The sequence below is a fragment of the Amycolatopsis orientalis DSM 40040 = KCTC 9412 genome, from assembly GCF_000478275.1.
In the GTDB taxonomy this organism is placed as follows: domain Bacteria; phylum Actinomycetota; class Actinomycetes; order Mycobacteriales; family Pseudonocardiaceae; genus Amycolatopsis; species Amycolatopsis orientalis.
Window position 1 is genome coordinate 241,333 of record NZ_ASJB01000015.1, and the last position, 24,332, is coordinate 265,664.

Annotated in this window: 24 protein-coding genes; 9 read left to right on the plus strand and 15 right to left on the minus strand. The window is 69.4% G+C overall.

The window, feature by feature from the left end; translation table 11 throughout:
- Positions 1-145: 145 nt before the first annotated feature.
- Together L324_RS03530 and L324_RS03535 are read left to right on the plus strand one after the other, a co-directional pair.
- Positions 146-568 carry a DUF485 domain-containing protein gene (locus L324_RS03530; RefSeq protein ID WP_037304043.1) on the plus strand — a complete coding sequence of 141 codons (423 nt, stop codon included), beginning with the start codon at positions 146-148 and terminating at the stop codon, positions 566-568.
- Complete coding sequence (locus L324_RS03535) at positions 565-2,139, plus strand: monocarboxylic acid transporter (protein ID WP_037304044.1); 1,575 nt, start codon at positions 565-567, stop codon at positions 2,137-2,139. The genes L324_RS03530 and L324_RS03535 overlap by 4 nt, the downstream gene beginning before the upstream one ends.
- A 62-nt stretch (positions 2,140-2,201) precedes the next feature.
- Here the strand turns inward: L324_RS03535 and L324_RS03540 are convergent, their stop codons facing one another.
- Positions 2,202-2,771, minus strand: coding sequence for a TetR/AcrR family transcriptional regulator (locus L324_RS03540; RefSeq protein WP_037304446.1), 570 nt, complete (start codon positions 2,769-2,771; stop codon positions 2,202-2,204).
- A 137-nt stretch (positions 2,772-2,908) separates the two neighbouring features.
- Here L324_RS03540 and L324_RS03545 point away from each other — a divergent pair, with 137 nt between their 5' ends.
- Positions 2,909-4,342 carry an MFS transporter gene (locus tag L324_RS03545; protein WP_235783389.1) on the plus strand — a complete coding sequence of 478 codons (1,434 nt, stop codon included), beginning with the start codon at positions 2,909-2,911 and terminating at the stop codon, positions 4,340-4,342.
- Position 4,343: 1 nt separating this feature from the next.
- On the opposite strand, the gene L324_RS03550 is transcribed toward L324_RS03545, so the two are convergent.
- The 5 genes from L324_RS03550 to L324_RS42955 all read right to left on the minus strand — a co-directional run bounded on the left by L324_RS03550 (position 4,344) and on the right by L324_RS42955 (position 7,219).
- Positions 4,344-4,697, minus strand: a complete 354-nt coding sequence (locus L324_RS03550; RefSeq protein WP_037304046.1) for a DUF3817 domain-containing protein — start codon at positions 4,695-4,697, stop codon at positions 4,344-4,346.
- A gap of 23 nt (positions 4,698-4,720) precedes the next feature.
- Positions 4,721-5,098, minus strand: a complete 378-nt coding sequence (locus L324_RS03555) for a hypothetical protein (RefSeq protein WP_037304048.1) — start codon at positions 5,096-5,098, stop codon at positions 4,721-4,723.
- Positions 5,099-5,211: 113 nt separating this feature from the next.
- Positions 5,212-6,096, minus strand: coding sequence for a lytic transglycosylase domain-containing protein (locus L324_RS03560; protein ID WP_037304050.1), 885 nt, complete (start codon positions 6,094-6,096; stop codon positions 5,212-5,214).
- A gap of 131 nt (positions 6,097-6,227) precedes the next feature.
- A complete protein-coding gene (locus L324_RS03565) occupies positions 6,228-6,710 on the minus strand; it encodes a hypothetical protein (protein ID WP_037304053.1) in 483 nt (160 codons plus the stop codon).
- Between the two features lie 353 nt (positions 6,711-7,063).
- A complete protein-coding gene (locus L324_RS42955; protein ID WP_162182762.1) occupies positions 7,064-7,219 on the minus strand; it encodes a hypothetical protein in 156 nt (51 codons plus the stop codon).
- A 132-nt stretch (positions 7,220-7,351) separates the two neighbouring features.
- Between L324_RS42955 and L324_RS03570 the strand changes: the two genes are divergently transcribed.
- Positions 7,352-8,137, plus strand: a complete 786-nt coding sequence (locus L324_RS03570) for a crotonase/enoyl-CoA hydratase family protein (RefSeq protein ID WP_037304054.1) — start codon at positions 7,352-7,354, stop codon at positions 8,135-8,137.
- A gap of 10 nt (positions 8,138-8,147) precedes the next feature.
- Positions 8,148-8,672, plus strand: coding sequence for a GNAT family N-acetyltransferase (locus tag L324_RS03575; protein ID WP_037304055.1), 525 nt, complete (start codon positions 8,148-8,150; stop codon positions 8,670-8,672).
- A 258-nt stretch (positions 8,673-8,930) separates the two neighbouring features.
- On the opposite strand, the gene L324_RS03580 is transcribed toward L324_RS03575, so the two are convergent.
- Complete coding sequence (locus L324_RS03580) at positions 8,931-10,079, minus strand: CaiB/BaiF CoA transferase family protein (RefSeq protein ID WP_037304056.1); 1,149 nt, start codon at positions 10,077-10,079, stop codon at positions 8,931-8,933.
- 28 nt (positions 10,080-10,107) lie between these two features.
- On the minus strand, positions 10,108-11,259 hold the full coding sequence (locus L324_RS03585) for an acyl-CoA dehydrogenase family protein (RefSeq protein ID WP_037304057.1): 1,152 nt from the start codon (positions 11,257-11,259) through the stop codon (positions 10,108-10,110).
- A gap of 106 nt (positions 11,260-11,365) precedes the next feature.
- Here L324_RS03585 and L324_RS03590 point away from each other — a divergent pair, with 106 nt between their 5' ends.
- The 4 genes from L324_RS03590 (at position 11,366) to L324_RS03605 (ending at position 15,605) form a co-directional block, all read left to right on the plus strand.
- A complete protein-coding gene (locus L324_RS03590) occupies positions 11,366-11,980 on the plus strand; it encodes a TetR/AcrR family transcriptional regulator (RefSeq protein WP_037304058.1) in 615 nt (204 codons plus the stop codon).
- A 10-nt stretch (positions 11,981-11,990) separates the two neighbouring features.
- Positions 11,991-12,953 (plus strand): hypothetical protein, encoded by a 963-nt coding sequence (locus L324_RS03595; protein ID WP_037304059.1) that lies wholly within the window; start codon positions 11,991-11,993, stop codon positions 12,951-12,953.
- Between the two features lie 154 nt (positions 12,954-13,107).
- Positions 13,108-13,875, plus strand: a complete 768-nt coding sequence (locus tag L324_RS03600; RefSeq protein ID WP_235783390.1) for a hypothetical protein — start codon at positions 13,108-13,110, stop codon at positions 13,873-13,875.
- A 116-nt stretch (positions 13,876-13,991) separates the two neighbouring features.
- Complete coding sequence (locus tag L324_RS03605) at positions 13,992-15,605, plus strand: succinic semialdehyde dehydrogenase (protein WP_037304061.1); 1,614 nt, start codon at positions 13,992-13,994, stop codon at positions 15,603-15,605.
- Between the two features lie 81 nt (positions 15,606-15,686).
- Here the strand turns inward: L324_RS03605 and L324_RS03610 are convergent, their stop codons facing one another.
- The 7 genes from L324_RS03610 to L324_RS03640 all read right to left on the minus strand — a co-directional run bounded on the left by L324_RS03610 (position 15,687) and on the right by L324_RS03640 (position 24,266).
- Positions 15,687-18,710, minus strand: a complete 3,024-nt coding sequence (locus L324_RS03610) for a helix-turn-helix transcriptional regulator (RefSeq protein ID WP_037304062.1) — start codon at positions 18,708-18,710, stop codon at positions 15,687-15,689.
- 63 nt (positions 18,711-18,773) lie between these two features.
- Positions 18,774-18,986 (minus strand): hypothetical protein, encoded by a 213-nt coding sequence (locus L324_RS03615; protein WP_037304065.1) that lies wholly within the window; start codon positions 18,984-18,986, stop codon positions 18,774-18,776.
- 165 nt (positions 18,987-19,151) lie between these two features.
- Positions 19,152-19,361, minus strand: coding sequence for a DUF397 domain-containing protein (locus L324_RS03620; protein ID WP_037304068.1), 210 nt, complete (start codon positions 19,359-19,361; stop codon positions 19,152-19,154).
- A gap of 12 nt (positions 19,362-19,373) precedes the next feature.
- Entirely contained in the window at positions 19,374-20,291 is a 918-nt protein-coding gene (locus tag L324_RS03625; protein WP_044854292.1) for a helix-turn-helix domain-containing protein, read from the minus strand.
- A gap of 466 nt (positions 20,292-20,757) precedes the next feature.
- The gene (gene tesB, locus L324_RS03630; protein WP_037304070.1) at positions 20,758-21,657 is read right to left on the minus strand and encodes an acyl-CoA thioesterase II; all 900 of its coding nucleotides are present in this window, start codon (positions 21,655-21,657) and stop codon (positions 20,758-20,760) included.
- Between the two features lie 408 nt (positions 21,658-22,065).
- Positions 22,066-23,490: a pyruvate kinase gene (gene pyk, locus L324_RS03635; RefSeq protein WP_037304072.1), complete on the minus strand. Its 1,425-nt coding sequence runs from the start codon at positions 23,488-23,490 to the stop codon at positions 22,066-22,068.
- Between the two features lie 110 nt (positions 23,491-23,600).
- Entirely contained in the window at positions 23,601-24,266 is a 666-nt protein-coding gene (locus L324_RS03640; protein WP_037304074.1) for a DUF2461 domain-containing protein, read from the minus strand.
- Positions 24,267-24,332 lie beyond the last annotated feature (66 nt).

The following is a 24,332-nucleotide window of genomic DNA, read 5'->3' on the forward strand; positions in this document are numbered from 1 at the left end:
GAATTTCCGGGAGGTTATTGCGGGAGGAAAACGAATACCCGCTCGTGCGTTCGCGGAAGCGGGGTCGCCTTTTCAGAGCACTCGAAGGCGAAGTTAGTATGCGCTCCGTACCGCGCCCGGATGCCAGCAAGCCCCGGAGGAACCCATGCCCGACGTCGCGCGTCCCTTCGCGGCGAGCAACGCCCTCGAGGACACCGGGCAGATGCCCGCGCTGTTCGTCCGCGAGCGCCGTACCGCGCCCGGGCCGCCCCGGGGCACCGGCCCGGACTTCGACCGGATCCAGCACGGCAAGGAGTTCGTCGCGCTGCGCAGGTCGTTCCGGCGGTTCGTGTTCCCGATGAGCCTGCTGTTCTTCACCTGGTACATGACCTACGTGCTGCTGGCGGCCTACGCGCACGAGTTCATGAGCCGGAAGGTGTTCGGCGAGGTCAACGTCGGCATCCTGCTCGGGCTGGGCCAGTTCGCCAGCACGGTCCTGATCACGATCGCGTACCTGAGGTTCGCCAACAAGCGGCTCGACCCCCAGGTCGAACGGCTGCGGGCCGCGGTCGAGGCGGGTGAGCGATGAGCATCCCCGAGAACGACCCGATCCTGAACATCGTGGTCTTCGCGCTGTTCGTCGCGATCACCCTGTACGTGGTGTACCGCGCCAGCACGCGCAACTCGTCCACTTCGGACTACTACGCCGCGGGCAGCGCCTTCACCGGACGGCAGAACGGGATCGCGCTGTCGGGCGACTTCCTCTCGGCGGCGTCGTTCCTCGGCATCGCCGGGGCGATCGCGATCCACGGCTACGACGGCTTCCTGTACTCGATCGGGTTCCTCGTCGCCTGGCTGGTCGACCTGCTCCTGATCGCGGAACTGCTCCGCAACACCGGCCGGTTCACCATGGGCGACGTGCTGAGCTTCCGGATGAAGCAGCGCCCGGTCCGCGCCGCGGCCGCGACCTCGACCCTGGTGATCTCCTTCTTCTACATGCTCGCGCAGATGGCGGGCGCCGGCGGGCTGGTGGCACTGCTGCTCGACATCCACGGCGGCTTCGGACAGGCGCTGGTGATCGGCGGCGTCGGCGTCGTCATGGTGCTGTACGTGCTGGTCGGCGGGATGAAGGGCACCACGTGGGTGCAGATCATCAAGGCCACCATCCTGTTGCTGACCGGAGCGCTGATCACCGTGTTCCTGTTCGGCAAGTTCGGCTTCAGCTTCTCGAACCTGCTCTCGGCCGCCGCCGACAAGAGCCCGCTCGGTGACGAACTGCTGGAGCCGGGCGGCTCGTACGGCAAGAGCGAAGTCACGAAACTCGACTTCGTGTCGCTGGCGCTGGCGCTGGTCCTCGGGGCCGCCGCGCTGCCGCATGTGCTGATGCGCTTCTACACGGTGCCGAACTCGCGCGAGGCGCGGCGCTCGGTGGTGTGGGCGACGGCGTGCATGCTGGTCTTCTATCTCTGCACGCTGGTCATCGGCTTCGGCGCGGCCGCGCTGGTCGGCCCGGAGGCGATCAAGAACGCGCCGGGCGGGGAGAACTCGGCGGCGCCGCTGCTCGCGCTGAACATCGGCGGCACCGTCCTGCTCGGCGTCGTCTCGGCGGTGGCCTTCGCGACCATCCTCGCCGTCGTCGCCGGACTGACGATCACCGCCTCGGCCTCCTTCGCCCACGACGTCTACGCCAACATCTTCAAGCACGGCAAGGCGGAACCGGCGTCGGAGGTCCGTGTCGCCCGGCTGACCGCGGTCGCCGTCGGCGCGCTCGCGATCGTGGGCGGGATCCTCGCGAACGGGCAGAACATCGCGTTCCTGGTGGCGCTGGCGTTCGCAGTCGCGGCTTCGGCGAACCTCTCGACGCTGCTGTACTCGCTGTTCTGGAAGCGGTTCAACACCACCGGCACGCTGTGGGGCATCTACGGCGGGCTGATCGCGAGCCTGGTGCTCGTGTTCTTCTCGCCGGTGGTGTCCGGCGCGGCGGACTCGATCATCAAGGGCATCGACTTCCACTGGTTCCCGCTGAAGAACCCGGGCCTGGTGTCGATCCCGTTCTCGTTCCTGTGCGGGTTCGTCGGCACGCTGATCGGCCGCACGAAGGCCGACCCGGTCAAGCACGCCGAGATGGAGGTGCGGTCCCTGACCGGGATCGGCTCCTGATCCCCCTGCCGCGCGCGCCATGAAAGGTCCTTTCCTTGCGAAATTTGCAAGGAAAGGACCTTTCATGGCGTCCGCAAACCGTCCAGCACGATCTTGAGGAGCCGTTCCGTGTCCTCCGGCGAAGCCTTGCTCGCGGCGGAACCGATCCCGTGCCCGAGCCGCAGGATGTCGATCCCGGTGACGTCGGCCCGGACGGCGCCCGCCTCCTGAGCCGCCTTCACGATCGCGTCGGAGGCGGACCGCAGCCGCGACTGACACCAGGCGAAGACCTCGGAACCGGCATCGACGGACGCCTTCAGCGTCATCGCGAGGCCGTGCTTCTCGACCACGTAGGTGACGTGCCGGGCCAGCCACGCTTCGAGCGCCTCCCCCGGCGGTAGCTCGTCGAGCAGGTCGAACGCCCCCTGGGCCATCCCGTCGATTTCGTCGCGGTAGACGGCCTCGATCAGTTTGTCGCGCGTCGGGAAGTGCCGGTACAGCGTGCCCGCGCCGACCCCGGCGCGTTTGGCGATGTCGTCGGCGGGCACGTCCACGCCGTCGGCGGTGAACGCCTTCTTCGCCACGGCCACGATGCGCTCGTAGTTGCGCCGCGCGTCCGCGCGCATGGGCCGGTCGGGATCGGCCGTGACCATCTGCACCTCCTCGTGCGACGAAAACGGAGACATTCTCCGAATCCACTTGCGTAAGCGGAGACAGTCTCCATATCATCGCTCACGACCTTAAGTGGAGAGTCTCTCCGCTTCATCTCGTTACGTCTTTGGAGTATTCCTTGACCGCGCGAACCCTGCGTACCGAGCCTAGGCCGGAGACGGCCGAGGCCACACCACGTCCGCACCGGCTGGTCCTGCCGATCGTCCTGACCTGCCAGCTCATGCTCATCCTCGACGCGACGGTGATGAACGTCGCGCTCCCCCGTATCCAGGCCGACCTCGGCTTCACCGACACCGGCCTGTCCTGGGTGATGACCGCGTACAGCCTCGTCTTCGGCGGTCTGCTGCTGCTCGGCGGCCGCGCGGGCGACCTGTTCGGCCGCCGCCGGATGTTCGTCGTCGGCGCGGCCGTGTTCACCGCCGCCTCCCTGCTCGGCGGCCTGGCGGGCTCGGCAGAGCTGCTGATCGCCGCGCGGATCGCGCAGGGTGTCGGCGCGGCACTCGCCGGTCCGAGCACACTCGCCCTGATCACCACCACGTTCACCGAGGCCAAGGCCAGGGTGCGCGCGCTGGCGCTGTTCTCGGCGATGTCCAGCGGTGGTTTCGCGATCGGCCTGCTGCTCGGCGGGCTGCTCACCGAATGGATCTCGTGGCGGGCGGCGCTGTACATCAACGTCCCCTTCGGGCTCATGATCGTCCTGCTCACGTCGAGGTTCGTGGCGGAGGCCCCGCGACGGCGCGCCCGGCTGGACATCCCCGGCGCGTTCACCGGCACCTTCGGCGTCGGCTCGCTCGTGTTCGCCTTCACCCACGCCGCGTCGCACGGCTGGGGCGACCCGATCACCCTCGGCACGCTGACCGCGGGACTGGCCCTGCTGGCCGCCTTCCTCGTGATCGAGACCAAGGTGAGCGAACCGCTGATCCCCTTGCGGCTCTTCGCCGAACGCGACCGTGCCGCGGCCTACGCCAACTTCTTCTTCGGGCCGATGGCGATGATGAGCATGTTCTTCTTCCTCACCCAGTTCCTGCAGGACATCCGGGGCTTCGCCGCGCTGGAGACCGGGCTCGCGTTCCTGCCGATGGCCCTGTGCATGTTCGGGCTGAGCAGGCTGATCCCGAGGCTGCTTCCCCGGTTCGGCCCGAAACCGCTGGCGCTGACCGGGACCGCGTTGATGGTCGGCGGCGTCGTCTGGCTCACCCGGCTCACCCCCGAAAGCGAGTACTTCTCCCACCTGCTGGGGCCGATGGTGCTGATGGGCGTCGGGGTCGGGCTGGCGTTCTCGCCGCTGAGCGTGATCATCATGTCGACCGTGCCCACCGAGGACGCGGGCGCGGCGGGCGGTGTGCTGCAGACGTTGCAGCAGGCGGGTGCGACGCTGGGGCTCGCGATCCTGATCACCGTGTTCGGCGCGGTGACCCGGACGCCGTCCGGGAGCCCGGCCGAGACCACGGTCGACGGGATGACCGCCGCGTTCACCGCGGCGAGCGTGGTGACCGCGCTGACCTTCCTGGTGGCGCTGACCTTCCGGCGCCGGGCCCGGGCCGCGAGCTGACCTAGAGCTTCAGGCCCGCGTCGACCTTGTGCGTGACCTTGCGTTCCATCACGAACGAGAAGAACGGGATGCAGCCGGCGATCAGCACGAGAAGGGTGCCCTTCATCGACCAGCGGGCCTTGATCGCGAGGTCGACCGCGAGCAGCAGGTAAATGAGGTAGAGCCCGCCGTGGACCATGGGGATCAGCTTCACGAACTGGGGAAGGTCCACGCTGAAGACGTACTGCAGCAGCATCTCGACGACCAGCCCGAGCAGGGCGACACCGGTGGCGTACGCCGCGACGCGGAACCGGATCAGCGGCCCGCCCAGCGAGACCGGTCGGGCCTGGGCGGCGTCGTCAGTTCGGGTGGTCATAGCGTCTCGAACCTCTCTGGGGACTACTTGTCGCGGGCGTTGAGTTCGCGCAGGTACTTGTTGTAAGCGGCGAGCTCGTCGTCTTCGGGGGCGGGCGGCCGGGGCGCGGGGGCACGCCTCTGCCGCGGCGCGGGCACTTCGGCGACGGCGGTCTCGCCCGTCCGCTCCGGGGTGCCGGCTTCCGCGGCGTTGCGGCGAAGCTTGCGGATCCGCCAGAACATGAACGCGGGGAACAGCCCGAACAGCGGCCACTGCAGGACATAGCCCAGGTTCTGGAAGGTCCCGTTGGCCGAGGAGAACCGCTCCCACTGCCACCAGGCGAGCCCGCAGCACAGCGCCAGGCTCACCAGGCAGACGCCGGCGATGCCGAGACGGCGCAGGGTGACGGACGGTGCGGGCACGCATCGACGCTAGCACTGGCGGCGCGGCGAAAGCTCGGCGACCGGGCCGCTCGGGACCTTGGTCCCGCCTCGGCCTCGTGAGTGGTAATGACGGTTCTAACCCGCATTACCGCTCACGAGCGGGACTGGACGGCCTTCGCGTAGTCGTCCGCCAGTCCGAAGACCTTCTGCGCGTACTCCGTCGAGTTGTTGTAGGACAGGATCCCCTGCCACCAGCCCGAGGCCGCCGACATGTCGCGGTTGCCGACGCACAGGTAGCGCGCCGCCGCCAGCGTCGCGTCGTCGATCTGCTGCGGGTCGCCGACACCGTCGCGGTTGCCGTCGGCGGCGTAGCGGCGCCAGGTGCCGGGGATGAACTGCATCGGGCCGACCGCGCGGTCGACGGCCGCGTCCCCGTCGAACTGGCCGCCGTCGGTGTCCCCGATCGCCTTCACGCCGGGGGTGCCGTCGAGCGGGACGCCGATGATGGGTTTCGACGGGCGGCCGTCCTGGCCGAGGACGGCGCCGCCGTACTGGCCGTGGTTCGACTCGATCCGGCCGATGCCCGCCAGGGTGGCCCACGAGATCTTGCAGTTCGGCTGCATCTGGCGCATCGCCAGTTCGGCGTTGCCGTAGGCGAGCAGCGCCCTGGCCGGGATGCCGGTGGCCTGCGCCGCCCGCTCGGTCCAGGCGGCGAGGGGGTCCTTGCCCGGTTTGGGCTGCGCCTGCTGCGGCGCGGTCTGCTGGGTGGCGCCGCCCGCGAGGGTGGCGTTGACCGGGGCGACCGAACCGGGTTTGACGTCCGCCGCCTTGACCTGCAGGGCGGGTATCTCCATCGTCGTCGGACTCGCGACCGGGGCGGACGCCTTCGTCACCAGCCAGATGCCTCCCCCGGCCAGGCCGAGTACGGCCAGCACGATCACCAGTCTGCCGAGAACGGCGGCGCCCACCCCGCGACGTGACGGAGTGGGCGTGGCCGGGTCGGCGACGAGGTCGTCGTTTTCCGGGGTGGTGCGCACGAAGCGAGTCCTCCAGCGTGGGCGGCGATCACGACCGATGCTCGAACAACGAGCCCGCGCAGGTTAGCGTTACGCGGTCGCCGTGATCGCCTCTGCCACGCCGGTTCACCCGCGTGTGCGAGAAGTTCTCATCAGGCGGACTTCTGCTGCCTCGCCAGCCGCGCCACGCACCAGGCCGGGGCGCTGCCGCGGCGAAGGTGCTGCAAGACGGTCATCGGGCCGAGGCGGCGGCTCAGGTCGGACGGGGCGAGCCCGGCCGCGCGGTAGTCGAGCGCGCGCTGGTCGAGCGGGCTGATGCCGGCGTCCCACCACGCTTCGGCCTCCGCGACGCCGCCGACCATCTGCCACCAGCCGGCGGCGGCGACGAGCAGGTCCTGCGGGACACCGGGAAGACGGCTCTGCATGGCGTCGAGGTAGCCCGGGTCGGCGGCCTCGACCGGCGCCCAGCGCGCCTGGCCGGACTGCTGGCGCTGGCCGGGGATACCGGGAGCCTGGCGGGGAGCGTCGGCGAGCCAAGCGGACGCGATCCTGTCGACCTCCTGCTCCTCGGGGGTCTGCTCGCGCTCGGCGGCCCACTGCCGGATCAACGCATCGACTCCGGGATCTCCGGTCATCCCTGCCTCCTCATGATTCCCCGACTGACAAGTCCTGACTTACTTGCCCGGCTGAATGTCCGCGTTCGCCCTGAGGCTTGCACCTGCGGAAACTCCTCGCCCAGGAGGCCGGCTCCGGCGCCTGGAAGACCAACCGATCACGCAATGTGAGCACCGTAGGGGCGCGGAGGTCTTTTCCGCCAGAGCTTCCAGGGCACGAATTCGTCGACCTGCAGGTTTTCGGGGTCAATCCACCCGGATGGTCGAGTCGGCCGACCGAAATCCGAGGTCGGTGACACTGAGTGATTCCCGCAGGTGGCCGCGCACCGTGATCACCGGCGCCACGAGGGACACCGGTGAGCAGGCAAGACGGGTCAGGAGAAGAGGCTCCGCACGAAGGTCACGATGGCTTCGGCGCCGGACCTGAGCCAGCCGAGGGCGGTGTGGACGGCGTCGGCGGATTGGGTCGGCCTGCTGATCAGGAAGAAGAGCACGAGCGCGACGACAGCGATCACAACGAATTTCTTCAAGCCGGGCGACATGGCTCCATCCCATCACACCGTAGTGTCCAGACGATGACTCCGCGCGCACTGCGGACTTTGTCACCACTTTAAGGAGCTTCGGGCCTGTTGCCCACCCGGATTCGCCTGAGGGAGCGATCGATGAGCGAAAACGTCCTCGTCCACCGGGACGGCCCGGTGACGACCATCACGCTGAACCGGCCGGAGGCCCGCAACGCGGTCGACGGGCCCACCGCGGCCGCCCTGGCGGACGCCTTCCGCGCCTTCGACGGCGACGACGGGGCCGCCGTCGCCGTCCTCACCGGATCGGGTGATGCCTTCTGTGCCGGAGCCGATCTGAAGGCCGTCGGCACCGACCGCTCCAACTCGCTCGGCCCGGCGGGTGACGGGCCGATGGGGCCGACGCGGATGGCGCTGTCGAAGCCGGTGATCGCCGCGGTCCGCGGGCACGCGGTCGCGGGTGGTCTCGAACTGGCCCTGTGGTGCGATCTGCGGGTCGCCGACAGCACGGCCGTCTTCGGGGTGTTCTGCCGCCGCTGGGGAGTGCCGCTGATCGACGGCGGCACCGTGCGCCTCCCCCGGCTGATCGGGCACTCACGGGCGATGGACCTGATCCTCACCGGCCGCCCGGTCGACGCCGGCGAGGCACTCGCGATCGGGCTGGCGAACCGGGTCGTCCCCGACGGCGAGGCGCTGAGTGCGGCACAGGCGCTGGCCCGTGATCTGGCTGCGTTCCCGCAGGCGTGCCTGCGGGCCGACCGGCGGTCCGCGTACGGCCAGTACGGGCTCACCGAGGAAGAGGCGATGCGGGCGGAGTTCTCGAACGCGTTGATCGGCGGCGGGCTCGCCGAGGAGGCCGTCGCGGGCGCGGGCCGATTCAGCGACGGCGCGGGGCGTCACGGCACCTTCGGGGACGATCGGTCCTAGGGTCTGTCGGATGACAGAAACCGGAGTCGCGCTCAGACCGGTGCACGAAGACGACCTGGCGATGCTCGAAGCGTTGACGAACGATCCACGGGCCGCGGGCGCGTTCGAATGGCACGGTTGGCACGATCCGCATTTCCTGCGACGGCGCTGGAGCGAGTCCGGCATGCTGGCCGCCGACAACGGCATGCTGATGATCGTCCTCGACGGGCAGCGGCTCGGCTTCGTCTCCTGGCACAAGACCAGGTCCGGGTCGACGTCGTACTGCTGGAACGCCGGGCTCGTGCTGATCCCCGAGGCGCGCGGCCACGGCTACGGGACCGAGGCGCAGCGGCTGCTGGTCCGTTATCTCTTCGCGCATACGCAGATGAACCGGGTCGAGGCGTCGACGGAGGCGGGCAACGTCGCCGAGCAACGCTCCCTGACGAAGGCGGGCTTCACCCGCGAAGGCGTGCTGCGCGGCTACGCGTTCCGAGACGGGGCCTGGCGCGACCACGTCCTCTACTCGATGCTGCGGTCCGACCTGGGCGAGGGCTGAAAGCGTCCTTCACCGCATGTCATGCGGTGAAGGACGCTTTCATCGCGTCTCAGGCTGCGCTGCGACTTTGCCGGGGCCCTGCGTCTCCAATGTGGCATTGGAGACGTTCAGCGTCCCCAATGCCGCATTGGGGACACTGGCCGACACGCTCGTCCTGGAAGCAGCCGCAAGCAGAGGACTAAATGCTGGAGCGCCCGAATGCGCCGGCAGCCGCGTCTCATGCGGGGAAAGTCCCCCTCAGCTCACGCGACCTTCGGCTCACGCGATGGTGCCCGCGGCCTTGAGGCGGTCGATCCCGTCGGCGTCCACCCCGAGTTCCGCGAGGACGTCGGCGGTGTCGGCACCCTTGGGGCGCGGCGGTTCCGGCGTCTGAGCCGGCGTGCGGTCGAACCTCGGCGCGGGCGCGGGCTGCACCACCCCGCCGATGTCGACGAACGTGCCGCGCGCGACGTTGTGCGGATGCGACGGCGCCTCGCCCGGCGCGAGCACCGGGGTCAGGCACGCGTCGGTGCCTTCGGCCTTCGCGACCAGTTCGTCGCGAGTGTGCTTCGCGACGGCTTCGGCGACGATCTTGCGCAGCTTCGGCCACTCGTTCTTGTCGACGTGCACCGGGGTCTCCTCGGGATCGAGCCCGAGCACCTTCACCAGGTCGCCCCAGAACCGCATCTCGATCGCGCCGATGGCGACGTACTTGCCGTCGGCGGTCTCGTAGGTGTCGTAGAACGGCGCGCCGCCGTCGAGCATGTTCTCGCCGCGCCCGCCCGGCCACAGCCCGGAGTTCAGCAGTCCGTGCAGGCTGGTGGTCAGCAGGGCCGCACCGTCCACCATGGACGCGTCGACGACCTGGCCCTTCCCGGACGACTGGCGTTCGAACAACGCCGCCAGCACACCCATCGCCAGCAGCAGGCCGCCACCGCCGAAGTCGCCGACGAGGTTGAGCGGCACCACCGGCCGTCCTCCCGCGTGCCCGATCGGTTCGAGCGCGCCCGCGATGCCGATGTAGTTGATGTCGTGCCCGGCGACGGTGGCCAGCGGCCCGTCCTGGCCCCAGCCGGTCATCCGCCCGTAGACCAGCCGCGGGTTGCGGGCGTGGACCTCCTCGGGACCGATGCCCATCCGCTCGGCCACCCCGGGGCGGAAGCCCTCGATGAGCACGTCGGCCTCGTCGGCGAGTTTCAGCACCAGCTCGACCCCCTCGGGGGTCTTGGTGTTGATCCCGATCGAGCGCCTGCCCCTGGCGAGCGGATCGTCCGGGAAGCCGATCACGTCGTTGCCCGGCGTCGCGCGGTCGACCCGGATGACGTCCGCGCCGAGATCGGCGAGGATCGTGCAGGCGAACGGCGCCGGGGCGAGCCCGGCCAGTTCGACGACCTTGAGCCCGCTCAGCGGGCCGGCCTTCTTCGCCACGTCTTTCCTTTCTACGCCAGCGGATCGTTCAGAGCGTGCGGGAGATGATTTCCTTCATGATCTCGCTGGTGCCGCCGAAGATCCGGGAGATCCGGATGTCGGCCCACGCGCGCGCGATCGGGTATTCGGACATGTAGCCGTAGCCGCCGAAGAGCTGCAGGCAGTCGTCGACGACCTTGTTGACCCGCTCGGTGGTCCACAGCTTCGCCATCGCCGCGCCCTGCACGTCGAGTTCCTTGCGCAGATGGCGTTCGATGCACTGGTCGAGGAACGCGCGGGACACCGCGGCCTCGGTCGCGGCCTCGGCGAGCTTGAACTTCGTGTTCTGGAAGTTGTAGACCGGGCGGCCGAACGCCTGGCGGTCCTTGGTGTAGGCGATGGTCTGGTCGATCGCGGCCTCCATCCCGGCGACCGCGGTGACGGCGATGATCAGCCGTTCCTGCGGAAGCTGCTGCATGAGCTGGATGAAGCCGAGGCCCTCCTGGCCGCCGAGGAGGTTGGCGGCGGGGACGCGGACGTCGTCGAAGGACAGTTCCGCGGTGTCCTGGCCCTTGAGCCCGATCTTGTCGAGGACGCGGCCGCGACTGAAGCCCGGCGTGTCCGTCTCGACGGCGATCAGCGAGACACCCTGCGCGCCCGCGTCCGGGTCGGTCTTCACCGCGACGACCACGAGGTCGGCGTGGAAACCGTTGGTGATGAACGTCTTCGCGCCGTTGATCACGTAGTGGTCGCCGTCGCGTACCGCGCGGGTCTTGATGCTCTGCAGATCCGATCCCGTGCCGGGTTCGGTCATCGCGACGGCGCCGACCATCTCGCCGGAGGCGAACTTCGGCAGCCACGCCTTCTTCTGCTCTTCGCCCGCGTACTCCAGGATGTAGTGCGCGACGATTCCATTGTGGACGGTGACGCCCCAGGCGCTGTCGCCGGAGCGGGCCTGTTCTTCGTAGAGCACGGCTTCGTGGGCGAACGTGCCGCCGCCACCGCCGTACTCCTCCGGGATGGACAGTGCCAGCAGGCCGACTTCGCCCGCCTTGGTCCACAGCTCACGGTCGACCTTCTTCTCGGCCGCCCAGCGCTCCTGGTTCGGCACGAGTTCCTTCTGACAGAAGGTCCGGGCGAGGTCCCGGAGGTCTTCGAGCTCCGTCGTGCTCCACGAACTCTTCTGGATCTGCAAGGGCACGGCCAACGCCTCCTGATCAGGACCTGGAAAACATGACGCTTAGGATGTAAGTTCCAACCGGAATGTACATCCGTACCGAGCTGCACGTAAAGGGGGTCGAGGTTCGATGGCCGTACTGGGCAAGACCCACCGGACACAGGCCGAGCGGCGCGAGCAGACCAGGACCGCCCTGCTCGACGCGACCATCGACTGCCTGGTCGACCTCGGGTACGCGCGGACCTCGGTCCAGGAGATCTGTGCCCGCGCCGGGGTCTCGAAGGGCGCCGTGCAGCACCACTTCTCAGCCAAGGCCGAACTGATGGCGGCCGCCGTCGAGCATCTGACCGGGAAACTGCGCGGACGGCTGGCCGCGTCGATCGCCGCGCTCCCCGGCGGCGCCTCGGGGGTCGCGGCGGCGATCGACCTGCTGTGGGAGGGCTATTCGGGCACGCTGTCGACGGCCGCCACGGAACTGTGGGTCGCGGCGCGGACCGACCCCGAACTGCGCGAGGCGATCCGCCCGGTCGACCGCGCGCTGGGCCGCTCGACACTGGAGCACATCACCTCGATCGCCGGGGAGCTGCCGAAGGAACGCGCGGAGATCCTCTTCTGGCTGACCGTGAACCTCACCCGGGGCCTCGCACTGGACGCCGAACTCGGCGGTGACCCGAAGCGGCGACGGCAGCTGCTCGACGAATGGAAACGTGTCGCGGTGATGTTGTACGAGGACGCGTCCCCGTAGAGTTCCGCCCATGGGGAGATCGACGGCGTTCGCCGTACTGACCACGGCCGTGCTCCTGCTCACCGGCTGCGCGGCGGCGCCCTCACCGGACACCCCGCCGTCCACCTCGGCGGCGCCCCCTCCCCCGACAGGGCCCCTGACGCTGCGCGAAGCCCTCGGCGACCCCGCGACGGTGGACTTCTGCGACCTGCTGGACTTCTCCGAGATCGAGAAGACGTCCCCGCCGCTGTCCGAACCGACGCTCAGCATGGGCGCGTGCTCGTTCCAGACCAGGATCGCGGGTTCCGCGGCCCTGTTCAGTTTCGGCTTCCCGGACGCTCGGGCGAAGGAACGCCTGGCGGCCGCCACCCCGGTCACCGAGCCGTCGCTCCCCCGAGGTCTGCGCGTGGTCCGTTCGGATCTTCAAGGCCAGCCTCTTCTCCACCTGATCTTCACCGACGACTCCTCCTTGCGGATCGGCACCTTCTTCGAAAACCGGGAAGCGGCCGGACCGGAGGTGCTGGCCGTTGCCGCGAAGATCCTGGACGGTGTCGCCCGGTCACTCGCGACGGGGAAGCAGGCGAGGCATCTCGAATACCGCGACGGCTCGCTGGCCCGGCTGGACGCCTGCTCCGCGCTGTTGTCCGGCACCGAGGTCTCCGCGCGGCTGGGCGTGACGGTCTCCGGGAAAGGCGATCTCTCCGGCCACCAATGCCTTTGGGGTGACCAAGGCGCGCCACGGCTCGTCCGGATGGAATTCGGCCTCGGCCCGCATCCGAAGGCCGCCGGGGGCGTTCAAGAAGAGCGCTTGGGCGGGCGCCGGTCCTTCGTCCAGGAGGTCTCCGGCGGCTGCACCGTGCTCACGAGCCACATCGGCGGACCCGACCCGGAGCGGAACCAGGTCGAGCACGCCATTCTCGCCGTGCAGGCACCGGACGCGTGCCGCGTCGCGCGGGAACTGGCGGCCATCGCCTGGCCGAAACTCCCCGTGTAGCACGCTCGGAGATCGTTCACCAGAGCACAGGTGACACTTATCTCCGCGGCCGATCCGTGGTGGAATTCCTTGCTGGACAACAGAACCGGCGGAGGAGCCGACCATGAACGCGCCGCAGCAGCAGCCGTACCATCCGACTGGTCCGTTCGGCGCAATGCAACCCGTCCAGACTTCGGCGCCGCGGCCCCCGTCCGACGCGCGGCTTCCTCGGTTGTTCGCCGCGATGATGGGGGTTTTCGCCGGACTCCTCGTGCTGGTGGCGACCTTTCTTCCGCAGTCGACCTACGAACAGCTCTCCGACGGCAAAGCGGTGTCGAAATTCGCCGAGACCGGCTGGGCGCGGACGTTCGACATCGAGCCGTCGGCGGAGGAAAAGGAGTTCTACGACAGGACCCACGTCGCCCGGTACGGCATCCCGCTGTCCGCCGCGGCGCTGACCCTGTTCGCCGGGGCGGCCGTGGGCTTCGCTTCGTACCGGCGTCGTTCGGTTTCGCCCGCTGCGACGACGTCGAGGACACTGCTGGTCGCCGGCGGCGCGGGGACCGCGATCGGCGTGTGGATGCTCGGCATGGACATCTCGGCGAGCCTGAGCTTCGGACAGGACACCGGCCGCTTCACCTCGCGCTACGGCACCGGGAGCGGATTCTGGATCCTGCTCGCCGGCGGGCTCGTGGCGTTGCTCACCCTCGTCCTGGCGATCCTGGCCAACCGCCGGGAACCCGAGCCGCCCGCCCAGGCCCCTTATCCCACTGGCTATCTCCCTTACGCGCCCGGCGTCCCCCAGCAGCAGTATCAGCAGCAACCGCAGCCTCAGGCCTACGAACCGCCGTCGCCCCCGACGCCACCCGCGGGGTCGGCGTTGCAGCAGCAGGACATCCTGCGCCCGTCGCCCGACAATCCGCCCCAACCCGGCAATATGTGAAACATATTCACGTCAGCACTGGACAGTCTCCATACCGGCGGTATGCTGTACTCGTCGGTAACACCTGGGCTCTGCGTGGCGCCTTCCGGCTCCACGCGGCATGGAACGGAGACGGCATGACGAGCACGACACCGGCGAGCGCGGGCCACCACACCGAAGGCCCGGCCACCATCGGCGGCGTCCCCGGCGCCCCGGCCATGGCCAGGGCGGAACGGCTCGTGCGGCGGGTCGTGGGCGGCGAGGACTCCGCACCGGTCCAGATGCGGGCCCCCTTCACCGGGCAGCCGATCGCGACCCTCCCCCAGGCCACCGACGCCGACGTCCGCGCCGTCTTCGACCAGGCGCGGGAAGCGCAGCGTTCGTGGGCCGAGCGCCCGGTCGAGGACCGCCAGCGCATCCTGATCCGGCTGCACGATCTGGTCCTGAAGCGGCAGGAAGAGGCGCTCGACCTCGTGCAGATCGAGGCGGGTAAGGCGCGGATGGACGCCTTCGACGAGGTCAGCGCCACCGCCCTCGTGGCCGCCTACTACGGCAAGCACAGCGCGAAGTTCCTGTCGCCGCGCCGCGCCGCCGGGCTCATCCCGGTACTGACGAAGGTCGGCGAGATCCGGCACCCCAAGGGCGTCGTCGGGATCATCTCGCCGTGGAACTACCCGCTCGCGCTCACCGCGATGGACGTCCTGCCCGCGCTCGCGGCGGGCAACGCCGTCGTGCAGAAGCCGGACAACCAGACCGCGCTCTCGGCGCTGTGGCTGCAGGAGATCGCCGAGGAGGCCGGGCTGCCCGCCGGGGTCTGGCAGATCGTGCTCGGCCGCGGTTCCCGGATCGGCGACGCGCTGGTCGAGGAGTCGGACTACCTGTGCTTCACCGGCTCCACGCCGACGGGTAAGGGGCTCGCCGCGAAGGTGGCGGAGCGGCTGACGAGCTACTCGCTGGAGCTCGGCGGCAAGAACCCGATGATCGTGCTGCCCGACGCGGACATCGCCAAGACCGCCGCGGGCGCGGTGACCGCGTGCTTCTCCTCCGCGGGCCAGCTGTGCGTTTCGGTCGAACGGATCTACGTCCACGAGTCCATCCGCGAGGAGTTCACGCGCGCCTTCGTCGCCGAGACCGCCGCGCTGCGGCTCGGTGGCGCCCTCGACTACCAGGCGCAGATGGGTTCGCTGACCTCGGAGGATCAGCTGGCGACCGTGTCGGCGCACGTCGAAGACGCTCGCTCCAAGGGCGCGAAGGTCCTCACCGGCGGCAAGGCCCGGCCCGACCTCGGCCCGCTGTTCTACGAGCCCACCGTCCTCACCGACGTCACCGAGGACGTCAAGCTGTTCGCCGAAGAGACCTTCGGGCCGGTCGTGTCGATCTACGGCTACACCGACGTCACCGAGGCGATCGAGCGCGCCAACGACACGCAGTTCGGGCTGAACGCGAGCGTGTGGTCGCGCAACGGCCGTGCGGGCTGGGAGGTCGCGGCGCGGCTGAAGGCCGGGACCGTCAACGTCAACGAAGGCTTCGCGGCGACCTTCGGGACCGTGGGACTGCCGATGGGCGGGATGAAGGAGTCCGGCGTCGGACGGCGTAACGGCGCCGAGGGGCTGCTGAAGTACACCGAGGCCCAGGCGATCGCGCTGCAGCGCGGGATGCCGCTGCGCCCCGGCCGCGGCATCCCGCCGAAGCTCTGGACCCGGTCCCTCAGCGCCGGCCTGAAGGTTCTCCGCCGCCTCCCGCGCCGCTGAGTTCCCTGCCCTCCATGCATTTAGTCCTCTGGATGCGGTGGTTGCGCGCGCAAGTACCGCATCCAGAGGACGAAACGCGGGTCAGGAAGAGGTCGGGGCGGCCAGGAGGCCCCGGTCGTAGGCGATCGCGACGGCTTCGGCCCGGCGGCTCGCGCCGAGCTTCGCCATCACGCGCGAGAGGTGGACGCTCACCGTCTTCTCGCTGATGTACAGCTCCTCGCCGACCTGCCGGTTGGTCCGGCCGAGCGCGACGCGCTCCAGCACGTCCCGTTCCCGGTCGGTGAGCGGGTCGACCGTGTCGCGGCGCGGAGCCGCGGCGTCCCCGGGCAGCTCGACACGCGCCCGGTGACTCAGGTCCCGGACGGCGCCCAGCAGCGGGCAGGCACCCAGCCGGTCGGCGACCGCGTACGCGGCCAGCAACTCGGTCGCGGCCAGCTCGGTGTCGCCGTCGGAAGCCAGCAGGGATTTCGCGTGCTGCAGACGGCACATGGCCTGCTCGTACACCGCGCCGTACCCGAACGCCTCGACCGCCTTCGCCCACAACGCCGGCTCTCCCGCGCCGTGCAGACAGGCGCCCAGCGCCTCCAGCCTGGCGAGCCACGCCAAGGCCTCCGGGCCCAGCTGCACCGAACGCGGGATGCCGTGTTCGGCGCACCGGCGCCCGTGGGCGAGCATCTTCTCGCCCGACGCCACCGCGGCCTCCACCGTCGCCAGATCGCCACGGACCCGCGCTTCGGCGGCTTGCGCGACGGCGGCCGCGAGGCCGTGCACGCTGATCCGGATCCCGCCGAGTACCGCCGGTTCGACCTCTTCGAGCCAGTCGATCAGCTCACGCGCCTGGCGCACCGCGCCCGCGTGGTCCCCTCGCCACGACGCGAGCTGGATCGCCGCGTCACCCGACGCCAGCGCGATCGAATAGTCCGCACTCCAGTGCTGTCGCAGACTGGGCAGGATCTTGTCCGCGTCCTCGAACCGGCCCCGGCCGACGACGAACTGCGCCCAGATGCCCAGGAACCGCCCCGCGACGACGCTCGAAACCCCGCGGCCCGCGCGGCCGGCGTCGTCGTCGTCCGGCCAGTCCCCGCTGACGTACCGCAGCGTGAGGTGTTTGGTCCGCAGCTCGATGCCGAACGAGCTCCAGGTCAGCCCGGTGTCCTTGGCCCGCTGGATGCCCTTGGCGTAGTACTTCAGCGCGGAATGGATCTCGGCCCTGTCGTCGTAGCTCAGCCCGAGGAAGTGCAGCGCCCGTAGCTCGCCGTTGAGCGCGCCGGAATCCCGGGCCTTCCGCTCGGCTTCGCGCAGCCGCTCCCGTGCCTCCTCGACGTCGCCCGCCGAATCGGCCAGCGTCCCGAGCGAGACCAGCGCCGCCGCCTCCGCCCCGCCCGCGCCGACGGCCCTGGCGTCGGCGACCGCGGCCAGCGCGCACTGCAGTGCTTCGTCATGCCTGTCGATCAAGCGCAGGATCCCGGCGCGGGTGGCGAGCACCCAGGCCCGCGCGGAACTCGCCTCGGTGTGTTCGACCAGCTCCCATGCATTGTCGATCGCCTCGAGGACCTCGTCCAGCGTGCCGTCGACCGAGAGCAGCGCCTCCGCGTGCCGTCGCCAGACCTTGGCCGCCCGCTCGTTGCCGACGCCGGGGCCAAGGGCCTCGGTCGCGGATCGCGAATAGGCGACCGCGCGCTCCGGCTCCCCCGACGTGCTCGCGAAGTACGACGCCTCGTGCAGGAGGCGGAGTTCGTCGACGTCCGACGGCCGGTCCGCGGCGGGTACGGCGTCCCAGATGGACAGTGCCTGCTCGACGTGCCGCAGCGCGGAACCGGGCGCGCCCAGCTTCTCCGCCTCGTCCATCGCTTGCAGCGACGCGGCCAGCGCCGTGACGAAGTCCTTGCTCTCCAGGCTGTGGTGCGCGAGCCGCGCGTACTGGCCCCGGCCCTGGGTCCGGTTCCGGATGCGTGCCGCGTACGCCGCGTGCATCCGCACCCGCTCACCGGGCAGCAGGTCGCCATAGACCGCTTCCTGCAGCAGCGCGTGGCGGAAGGTGTAGAAACCGTTCTCGATCACCAGGACGTGATGCTGCACCGCCTCGCGCAGCGCCTCGTCGAGTTCGAGTTCGTCCAGTCCGGAGATCTCGGCGAGCGCGGCGTGCGCCACCGAGTCCTTGGCGACCGAGACCACGCGCAGCACCCGGCGTGTGGTCTGGGAAAGCTGTTCCACCCTGGCGAGGAGCACTTCGGCCAGCCCGGCGGGGAGATCGCGGCAGTCCTTCGCGGAGGCGAGCAGCTCTTCGACGAAGAACGGATTGCCTTCCGACCGGGAGACGATGTCGGCGATCAGGTCCTGGCCGATCGGCTCGTCGGCCAGCGCCTCGACGAAGGCGCGCGCGTCCTCGGCGCCGAACGGCTTGACCTCGACGCGTTCGACCGCGCCCAGCCGCACCACCTCGGACAGCAGCGCCCGGAGCGGATGCCGCCGGTGGACGTCCTCCTCGCGATAGCTCGCCACCACCAGCAGCCGCTGGGTGCGCAGCCTCGTCAGCAGGAAGGACAGCAGGTTCCTGGTGGAACCGTCGGCCCAGTGCAGATCCTCCAGCAGGATCACCACGGGCCGGCGCTGAGCGATGACGGTCAGCACCCCCAGTACCGCGTCGAACAGCTGGAGCTGGCCGAGGTCCTGTTCGGGCCCGAGCCGTTGCGTCGACACCCGTTCGCTCGCGGTGAGCTGACCGTCTTCGATGGCGGGATAGTCCTCCGCCTGCTGCATCTGCGGGAGCAGCCTGCCCAGCGCCGGCCGGGCCCGGACCGCGGCGGTGACCGCGGGATCCGAGGTCGTCGCCAAGGGCGCCAGCGCCTCGGCGAACGGAAGATAAGGGAGTCCGCCTTCGCGGACGTCGATACAGCGCCCGGTGAGGACCAGGGCGCCCGTACCCGCGGCGTACTCGCCGAGGGCGGTCAGCAGGCGGGTCTTGCCGACGCCGGCATCACCGGAGAGCAGCACCGCGCCGGCCTCGGCCCGTTCGGCACGGGCGAAGGCGGCACGGAGCTGCCGCATCTCCTGAGTGCGGGCGACGATCGGGATTCCGGAGCCAAGACGGGGCACAAGGTGCATTCTTGCCTACCGGACCGACAACTTCGCCTGTGTTTTCGCCGAGAGCTTCATCGCACTCGACCTCTACCGGGTGATCTCACCGCTGCGGGCGGGCAGCTGCCCGACCTCGCGGCGCTGCTGGGCCGGGAGCTGGACCTCGGCGCGCTGCGCGCGGATCCGCCTGCCCGCCCGGCGGGCCCTGTCGACCCATACGCTGCGGCCCGCTCGCTGCAGCTCTTCCCGCCGGTACTCGATCTCGGCCAGTACGCCGGTAAGGAGGGCGTCGTTGCTGTTCATCACTGTTTCCCCTTTAGGACTTCACTACCTGGTTTGGTAATGACCAGATTCGTCCTGAGGGGTGCCTCGCGGCATCGGGTGATCACCTACACCCGGACGTAGTTCGACCCCTTACTCCCACCCATCCCCTGCTCGGGGGGCGTAAGGGGTCGATTTCCAGCGTCTCTAGTCGTGTGCCGGGCCACTCGGGCGGACGGCGCCGAGCAGCCCCTGCCAAGCGTGCGGCGAGAGGCGGATGGCACCTCCCTCGGGGTCCTTCGAGTCCCTCAGCGCGGCACCGGAACCGGTGAAGGCGACCTCGACGCAGTCGTTGCCGCCACCGCTGTGGCTGCTCTTGCGCCACCGGGCCTGGGAAAGATCATCGTTGGGCGTCATGCTCCCCGCTCCTTACTTGTTTCCAGGGACCTCGAGCACACCGAGGTCTCGATACTGCGGTGCATTCGGGAGGGCCGCCTGTTCGGCGAACCTCCCGGCGGCCTCGGCGATCACCTCGACCGAGTCGTCCGGTTTCAACGCGGCGGCACGGAGATGGTCGAACATCAACGCGTATCGCCGGACGTCCGGGGGTTCCTCCAGGTAGAGCCCGCTGGAGGTGCTGTCGACGTAGACCACGTCGGTGTCGGCCAGTTCGGGGAAGCCCATGATGAGGAACGGGCCCTCCATCCCGGGATGGGCGCCCGCGCCGAACGGCACGATCTGGACGGTCACGTTCGGCTGACCCGCCAGCGCGACCATCCGGTACAGCTGTTCCGCCATGACCTCGGGCCCGTCGACCGTGCGGTGCAGGACCGCCTCGTCGATCACGGCCCAGTACTCCGGCGGCGAAGGATCCGTCAGCAGTTCCTGCCGCGCCATCCGCGCCGCCACCCGGCGCCTGATCTCGGCGTCCTCGGCGTCGGGCCGCATCGCCCGGATCACCGCCTTGGCGTAGCGCTCGGTCTGCAACAGCCCCGGCACCAGCAGCGCCTGGAACGCCCGCAGTGAACTCGCGTCCGCCTCCAGGCCGACGAAGGTGCCGGTGAACACCTCGTTATACGCGTGCCACCAGCCGCGTTTGCGGGCTTCCCTGGCGAGCTGGACGAGCGCTTCCTGCTCGTCACCCGCGATGCCGTACAGCTCCAGCATGTCGCGCGCGTCGCGCGGGGTGACCCCGACGTGCCCGGTCTCGATCCGGCTGACCTTCGACGCCGAGCATTCGAGCTTCTCGCTCACCTCGTCGATGGTGAGGTCGGCCGCCTCGCGCAGCCGCCTCAGTTCGCTCGCCAGTCTCCGGCGGCGCACGGTGGGTCCCTGACCCCTCGTCATCACGGCACCTCCACAAAGCTGTCCGAGCTACACCGATCGGGACGTGGCGAGGAGAACAGTGTTCGACGATCCTCGCACGATGCACATCTAACCAGCCCGAGACACATTCGGTGAGATGGTCACACCACCATTTTCCGGCCCGGCCCGTCTTTCATCCTGCAATTTGCAGATTGCCGTTGTAGGTTGACCATTGTGCACCGCGGTTCGCCCGCCCTCGTCGGCGGTCGCGGACCTGCTCGCGGCACGGGCGCGGGGCCGCGAGCTGCACCGACGGGTTTCCCGGAAGGGTACCCGTCGAAGCCGGATTCACCCCCGGTGCAGGGCCGGAGCCGTCCCCCGATCGGTTCCGGCCCTCCCTTTATGCCCGCGGCCCTTTTGCGTAATGCTCTGGCACCAGAGGTTAATTCATTTCGCCATTCCCTCTAAAGGATGGACAACACGCCTCTTCGATGCGGAACGTCACCGTTCACACCACTCGAAGAAGCCCCTCCTGCACGACGGTGGCGATATGCGTTCCGTCCGCGGCGAAGAACCGTCCCGTGGCCAGACCGCGAGCGCCCGAAGCCGTCGGCGACGCGGAGTCGTAGAGGAACCACTCGTCGGCCCGGAACGGGCGGTGGAACCACAGCGCGTGATCCAGGCTCGCGCCGATCACCTTGTCGAGATCCCAGTAGACGCCGTGGCGGGCGAGCACGGAGTCCAGGAGGGTCATGTCCGAGGCGTAGGTCAGGACGCAGACATGCAGCAGCTGCTGGTCCGGGAGCTTGCCGTCGGCCCGCATCCAGACCTGGTTCCTGGCGGGGAGCTCCCCGGACTTCCGGGTCACCCACGGCGGGTCGTTGACGTACCGCAGGTCGATCGGGCGCGGCCGGTCGTGATGGCCGATGAAGTACCCCTCGGCACGCTCCTGCAGCGTCGGGAGCGACTCGGGGTCCGGGACGTCCGGCATGGTTTCGGAGTGCTCGATGCCGCCCTCGTCCTTCTGGAACGAGGCGGACAGCGAGAAGATCGCCTTGCCGTGCTGGATGCCCACGACGCGGCGGGTGGTGAACGAACGGCCGTCGCGGATCCTGTCGACCTCGTAGACGATCGGAACACTCGGGTCGCCGCCGCGGATGAAGTACGCGTGCAGCGAGTGGACCTTCCGCTCCTCGGGCACGGTGCGGCCGGCGGCGACCAGCGCCTGCCCCGCGACCTGCCCGCCGAACACCCGCACCGGCGAGTGGGCGGGTGAGACGCCGCGGAAGATGTTCTCTTCGATCTTCTCCAAGTCCAGCAGCGCGACCAGCCGGTCGAGGACGGGCTGACCGCCCACTCCGCCGGTGCTGTCGAATCCGGCCGCGGCCTCCCTGGCCATCTCAGTCATGTCATGGACTTTAGGCCGTAAGGGGGCCCCGGGCCTCCGTCAGGCGGGACGTTTGTCGCGAAGGCCACCTTCGGGACGTGTCGGGAGCCTTGCGTCCTGGGGTTGCGAGGGAGCGCGGGCTGTCGTGAGTGGTAATGACGGTTCTAACCGTCATTACCACTCACGAGGCTTGGGCGGCGCGATGCCGGTGTCTCGGCAAGGTGTGAAGGGCGAGTTGCCTCGGCTGAGCCGAGGGAAGGGGGCCTTCACGCGCAGCTGTGGTGACTGCTGATGCTGGTGGGCCGCCTGCGGCGATCATCGAGTACATGAACCAGAGGAAGGACGCCATGAAAGGTCCTTTCCTTGCGAAATTTGCAAGGAAAGGACCTTTCATGGCACAGCCGAGGGACGCGCGTGAGGTGACCGGCGTCAGGCGTGGTCGTCCTCGCCGAGCCGGTGCACCCGGATGAGGTTGGTCGAGCCGACCGTTCCCGGCGGGGAACCGGCGACGATGACCACGAGGTCGCCCTTGGCGTACTTGCCCATTTCGAGCATCGCGTGGTCGACCTGCTGGATCATCTGGTCGGTGGAGCCGACCTTCGGCACGATCCGGGTCGTGGTGCCCCAGGTCATCGCGAGCTGGCTGCGGACGCTCTCCTCCGGGGTGAAGGCCAGCAGCGGCAGCCGCGTGTGCAACCGCGCGAGCCGCCGGACCGTGTCACCGGACTGGGTGAAGGCGACCAGCGCCTTGGCGTTCAGCCGCTCGCCGATGTCCCTGGCCGCGTAGGAGATGACACCGCGCTTGGTGCGCGGGACGTGCGACAGCGGCGGCACGACGGGCGAGTCGGTTTCGACGGCCTCGATGATCCGGCCCATGGTCTGGACGACCTCGATGGCGTAGCGGCCGACGCTGGTCTCGCCCGAGAGCATGAGGGCGTCCGCGCCGTCGAGCACCGCGTTGGCGACGTCCGAGGCCTCCGCGCGGGTCGGGCGGGAGCTGTTGATCATCGATTCGAGCATCTGCGTCGCGACGATGACCGGCTTCGCGTTCTCGCGGGCGATCTGGATGGTGCGCTTCTGCACCAGCGGGACCTGCTCCAGCGGGAGTTCGACGCCGAGGTCGCCGCGGGCGATCATCACCGCGTCGAAGGCCAGCACGATGGCTTCGAGGTTGTAGACCGCTTCGGGCTTCTCGATCTTCGCGACCACCGGGAGGCGGCCCTTGCCCACACGGTCCATCACCTGGTGGACCAGGTCGATGTCGGCGGGCGAGCGGACGAACGACAGCGCGATGAAGTCCACGCCCAGTTCGAGCGCGAACTCGAGGTCCTCGATGTCCTTTTCGGACAGCGCCGGCACGGAGACGTCCATACCCGGCAGGGAGACACCCTTGTTGTTGCTGACGGGGCCGCCTTCGGTGACCTCGCACACGACGTCCGGGCCGTCGACCTCCTTGACCACGAGGCCGACCTTGCCGTCGTCGACCAGCAGGCGGTCCCCGGGCTTCGCGTCGTCGGCGAGTCCCTTGTAGGTGGTCGAGACCCGGTCGTGGGTGCCCGCGACGTCCTCGACGGTGATCCGCACGATGTCGCCGTTGTGCCATTCGACCGGCCCGCCCGCGAAGGTGCCGAGACGGATCTTCGGCCCCTGAAGGTCGGCGAGGATGCCCACCGCACGGCCCGATTCGGCGGCGGCGGACCGGATGAGGTCATAGACCTGCTTGTGGTCGCTGTGCGTCCCGTGGCTGAAGTTCATCCTCGCGACGTCCATCCCGGCGTCGACGAGTTGCCGCATCTTCTCCGGCGTAGCGGTCGCGGGGCCCAGGGTACAAACGATCTTCGCGCGTCGGCTCACGTTCGCACAGCGTAGTCCCTCATCGGTGATCCGTCTTTACCGATACCGAAAGTTCAAGAAAAGTGTCAGTTCACCTGGCCGAATGACAACCACCGAACAATGTTCACCGGTTATCGGCGCGGCTTTTCGCTCGGCCCGACGCGGTCCCGCGCCCACTCGTTGAACGCCCGGACCTGCCGCCACGCCTTCCGCACCCGGTCGAGCGCGCCCCGCTCGTGCAGGACGTCGTCCGGCTCCCAGACCCGTGCCGCGTACACCGAGCGATACCTCAGCAGGTCGATGCGGGGGTGGTCCTCGGCGAACCCGCGCGGCTTCGACTTGAGGCGATCACCCTTGATCTCCCAGCCCGCCTTCTCCAGTTTCGCGAGGAGCTTGGCCAGCTCAGCACCGTGGACCTCGGTGTCGACGGCCCTGCGGAAGCGGGCGAGCTGATCGGACTCGAAGTGGAAGCAGCCGCCGCCGACGCGCAGGCCCGCCGGGCCGATTTCGACGTAGTAGGCGCCGCCGCCGCGGCCCTGCTCGATCACCGCGCCGCAATGGGTCTTGTACGGCGTCTTGTCCTTGGCGAACCGGACGTCGCGGTACGGCCGGAAGACCTTCCCCTCGCCGAAGCCGTCGCCGAATTCCGGGACCAGTTCCGCCAGCAGCGCTTCCATCGGGCCGCGGACGTCGGCCTGGTAGGTGGCGAGATTCGCGTCCCAGTAGGACTTGGAGTTGTCCGCCTCGAGTCCGTCGTAGAAGTCGATGGCGTACTCGCCGAAACCCTCGAAACCCATGCGGTGACGGTAATCCCAGCCACCGACGGACGCGCGTGAAGGGGGCCTTCACGCGCGTCCGGGAGG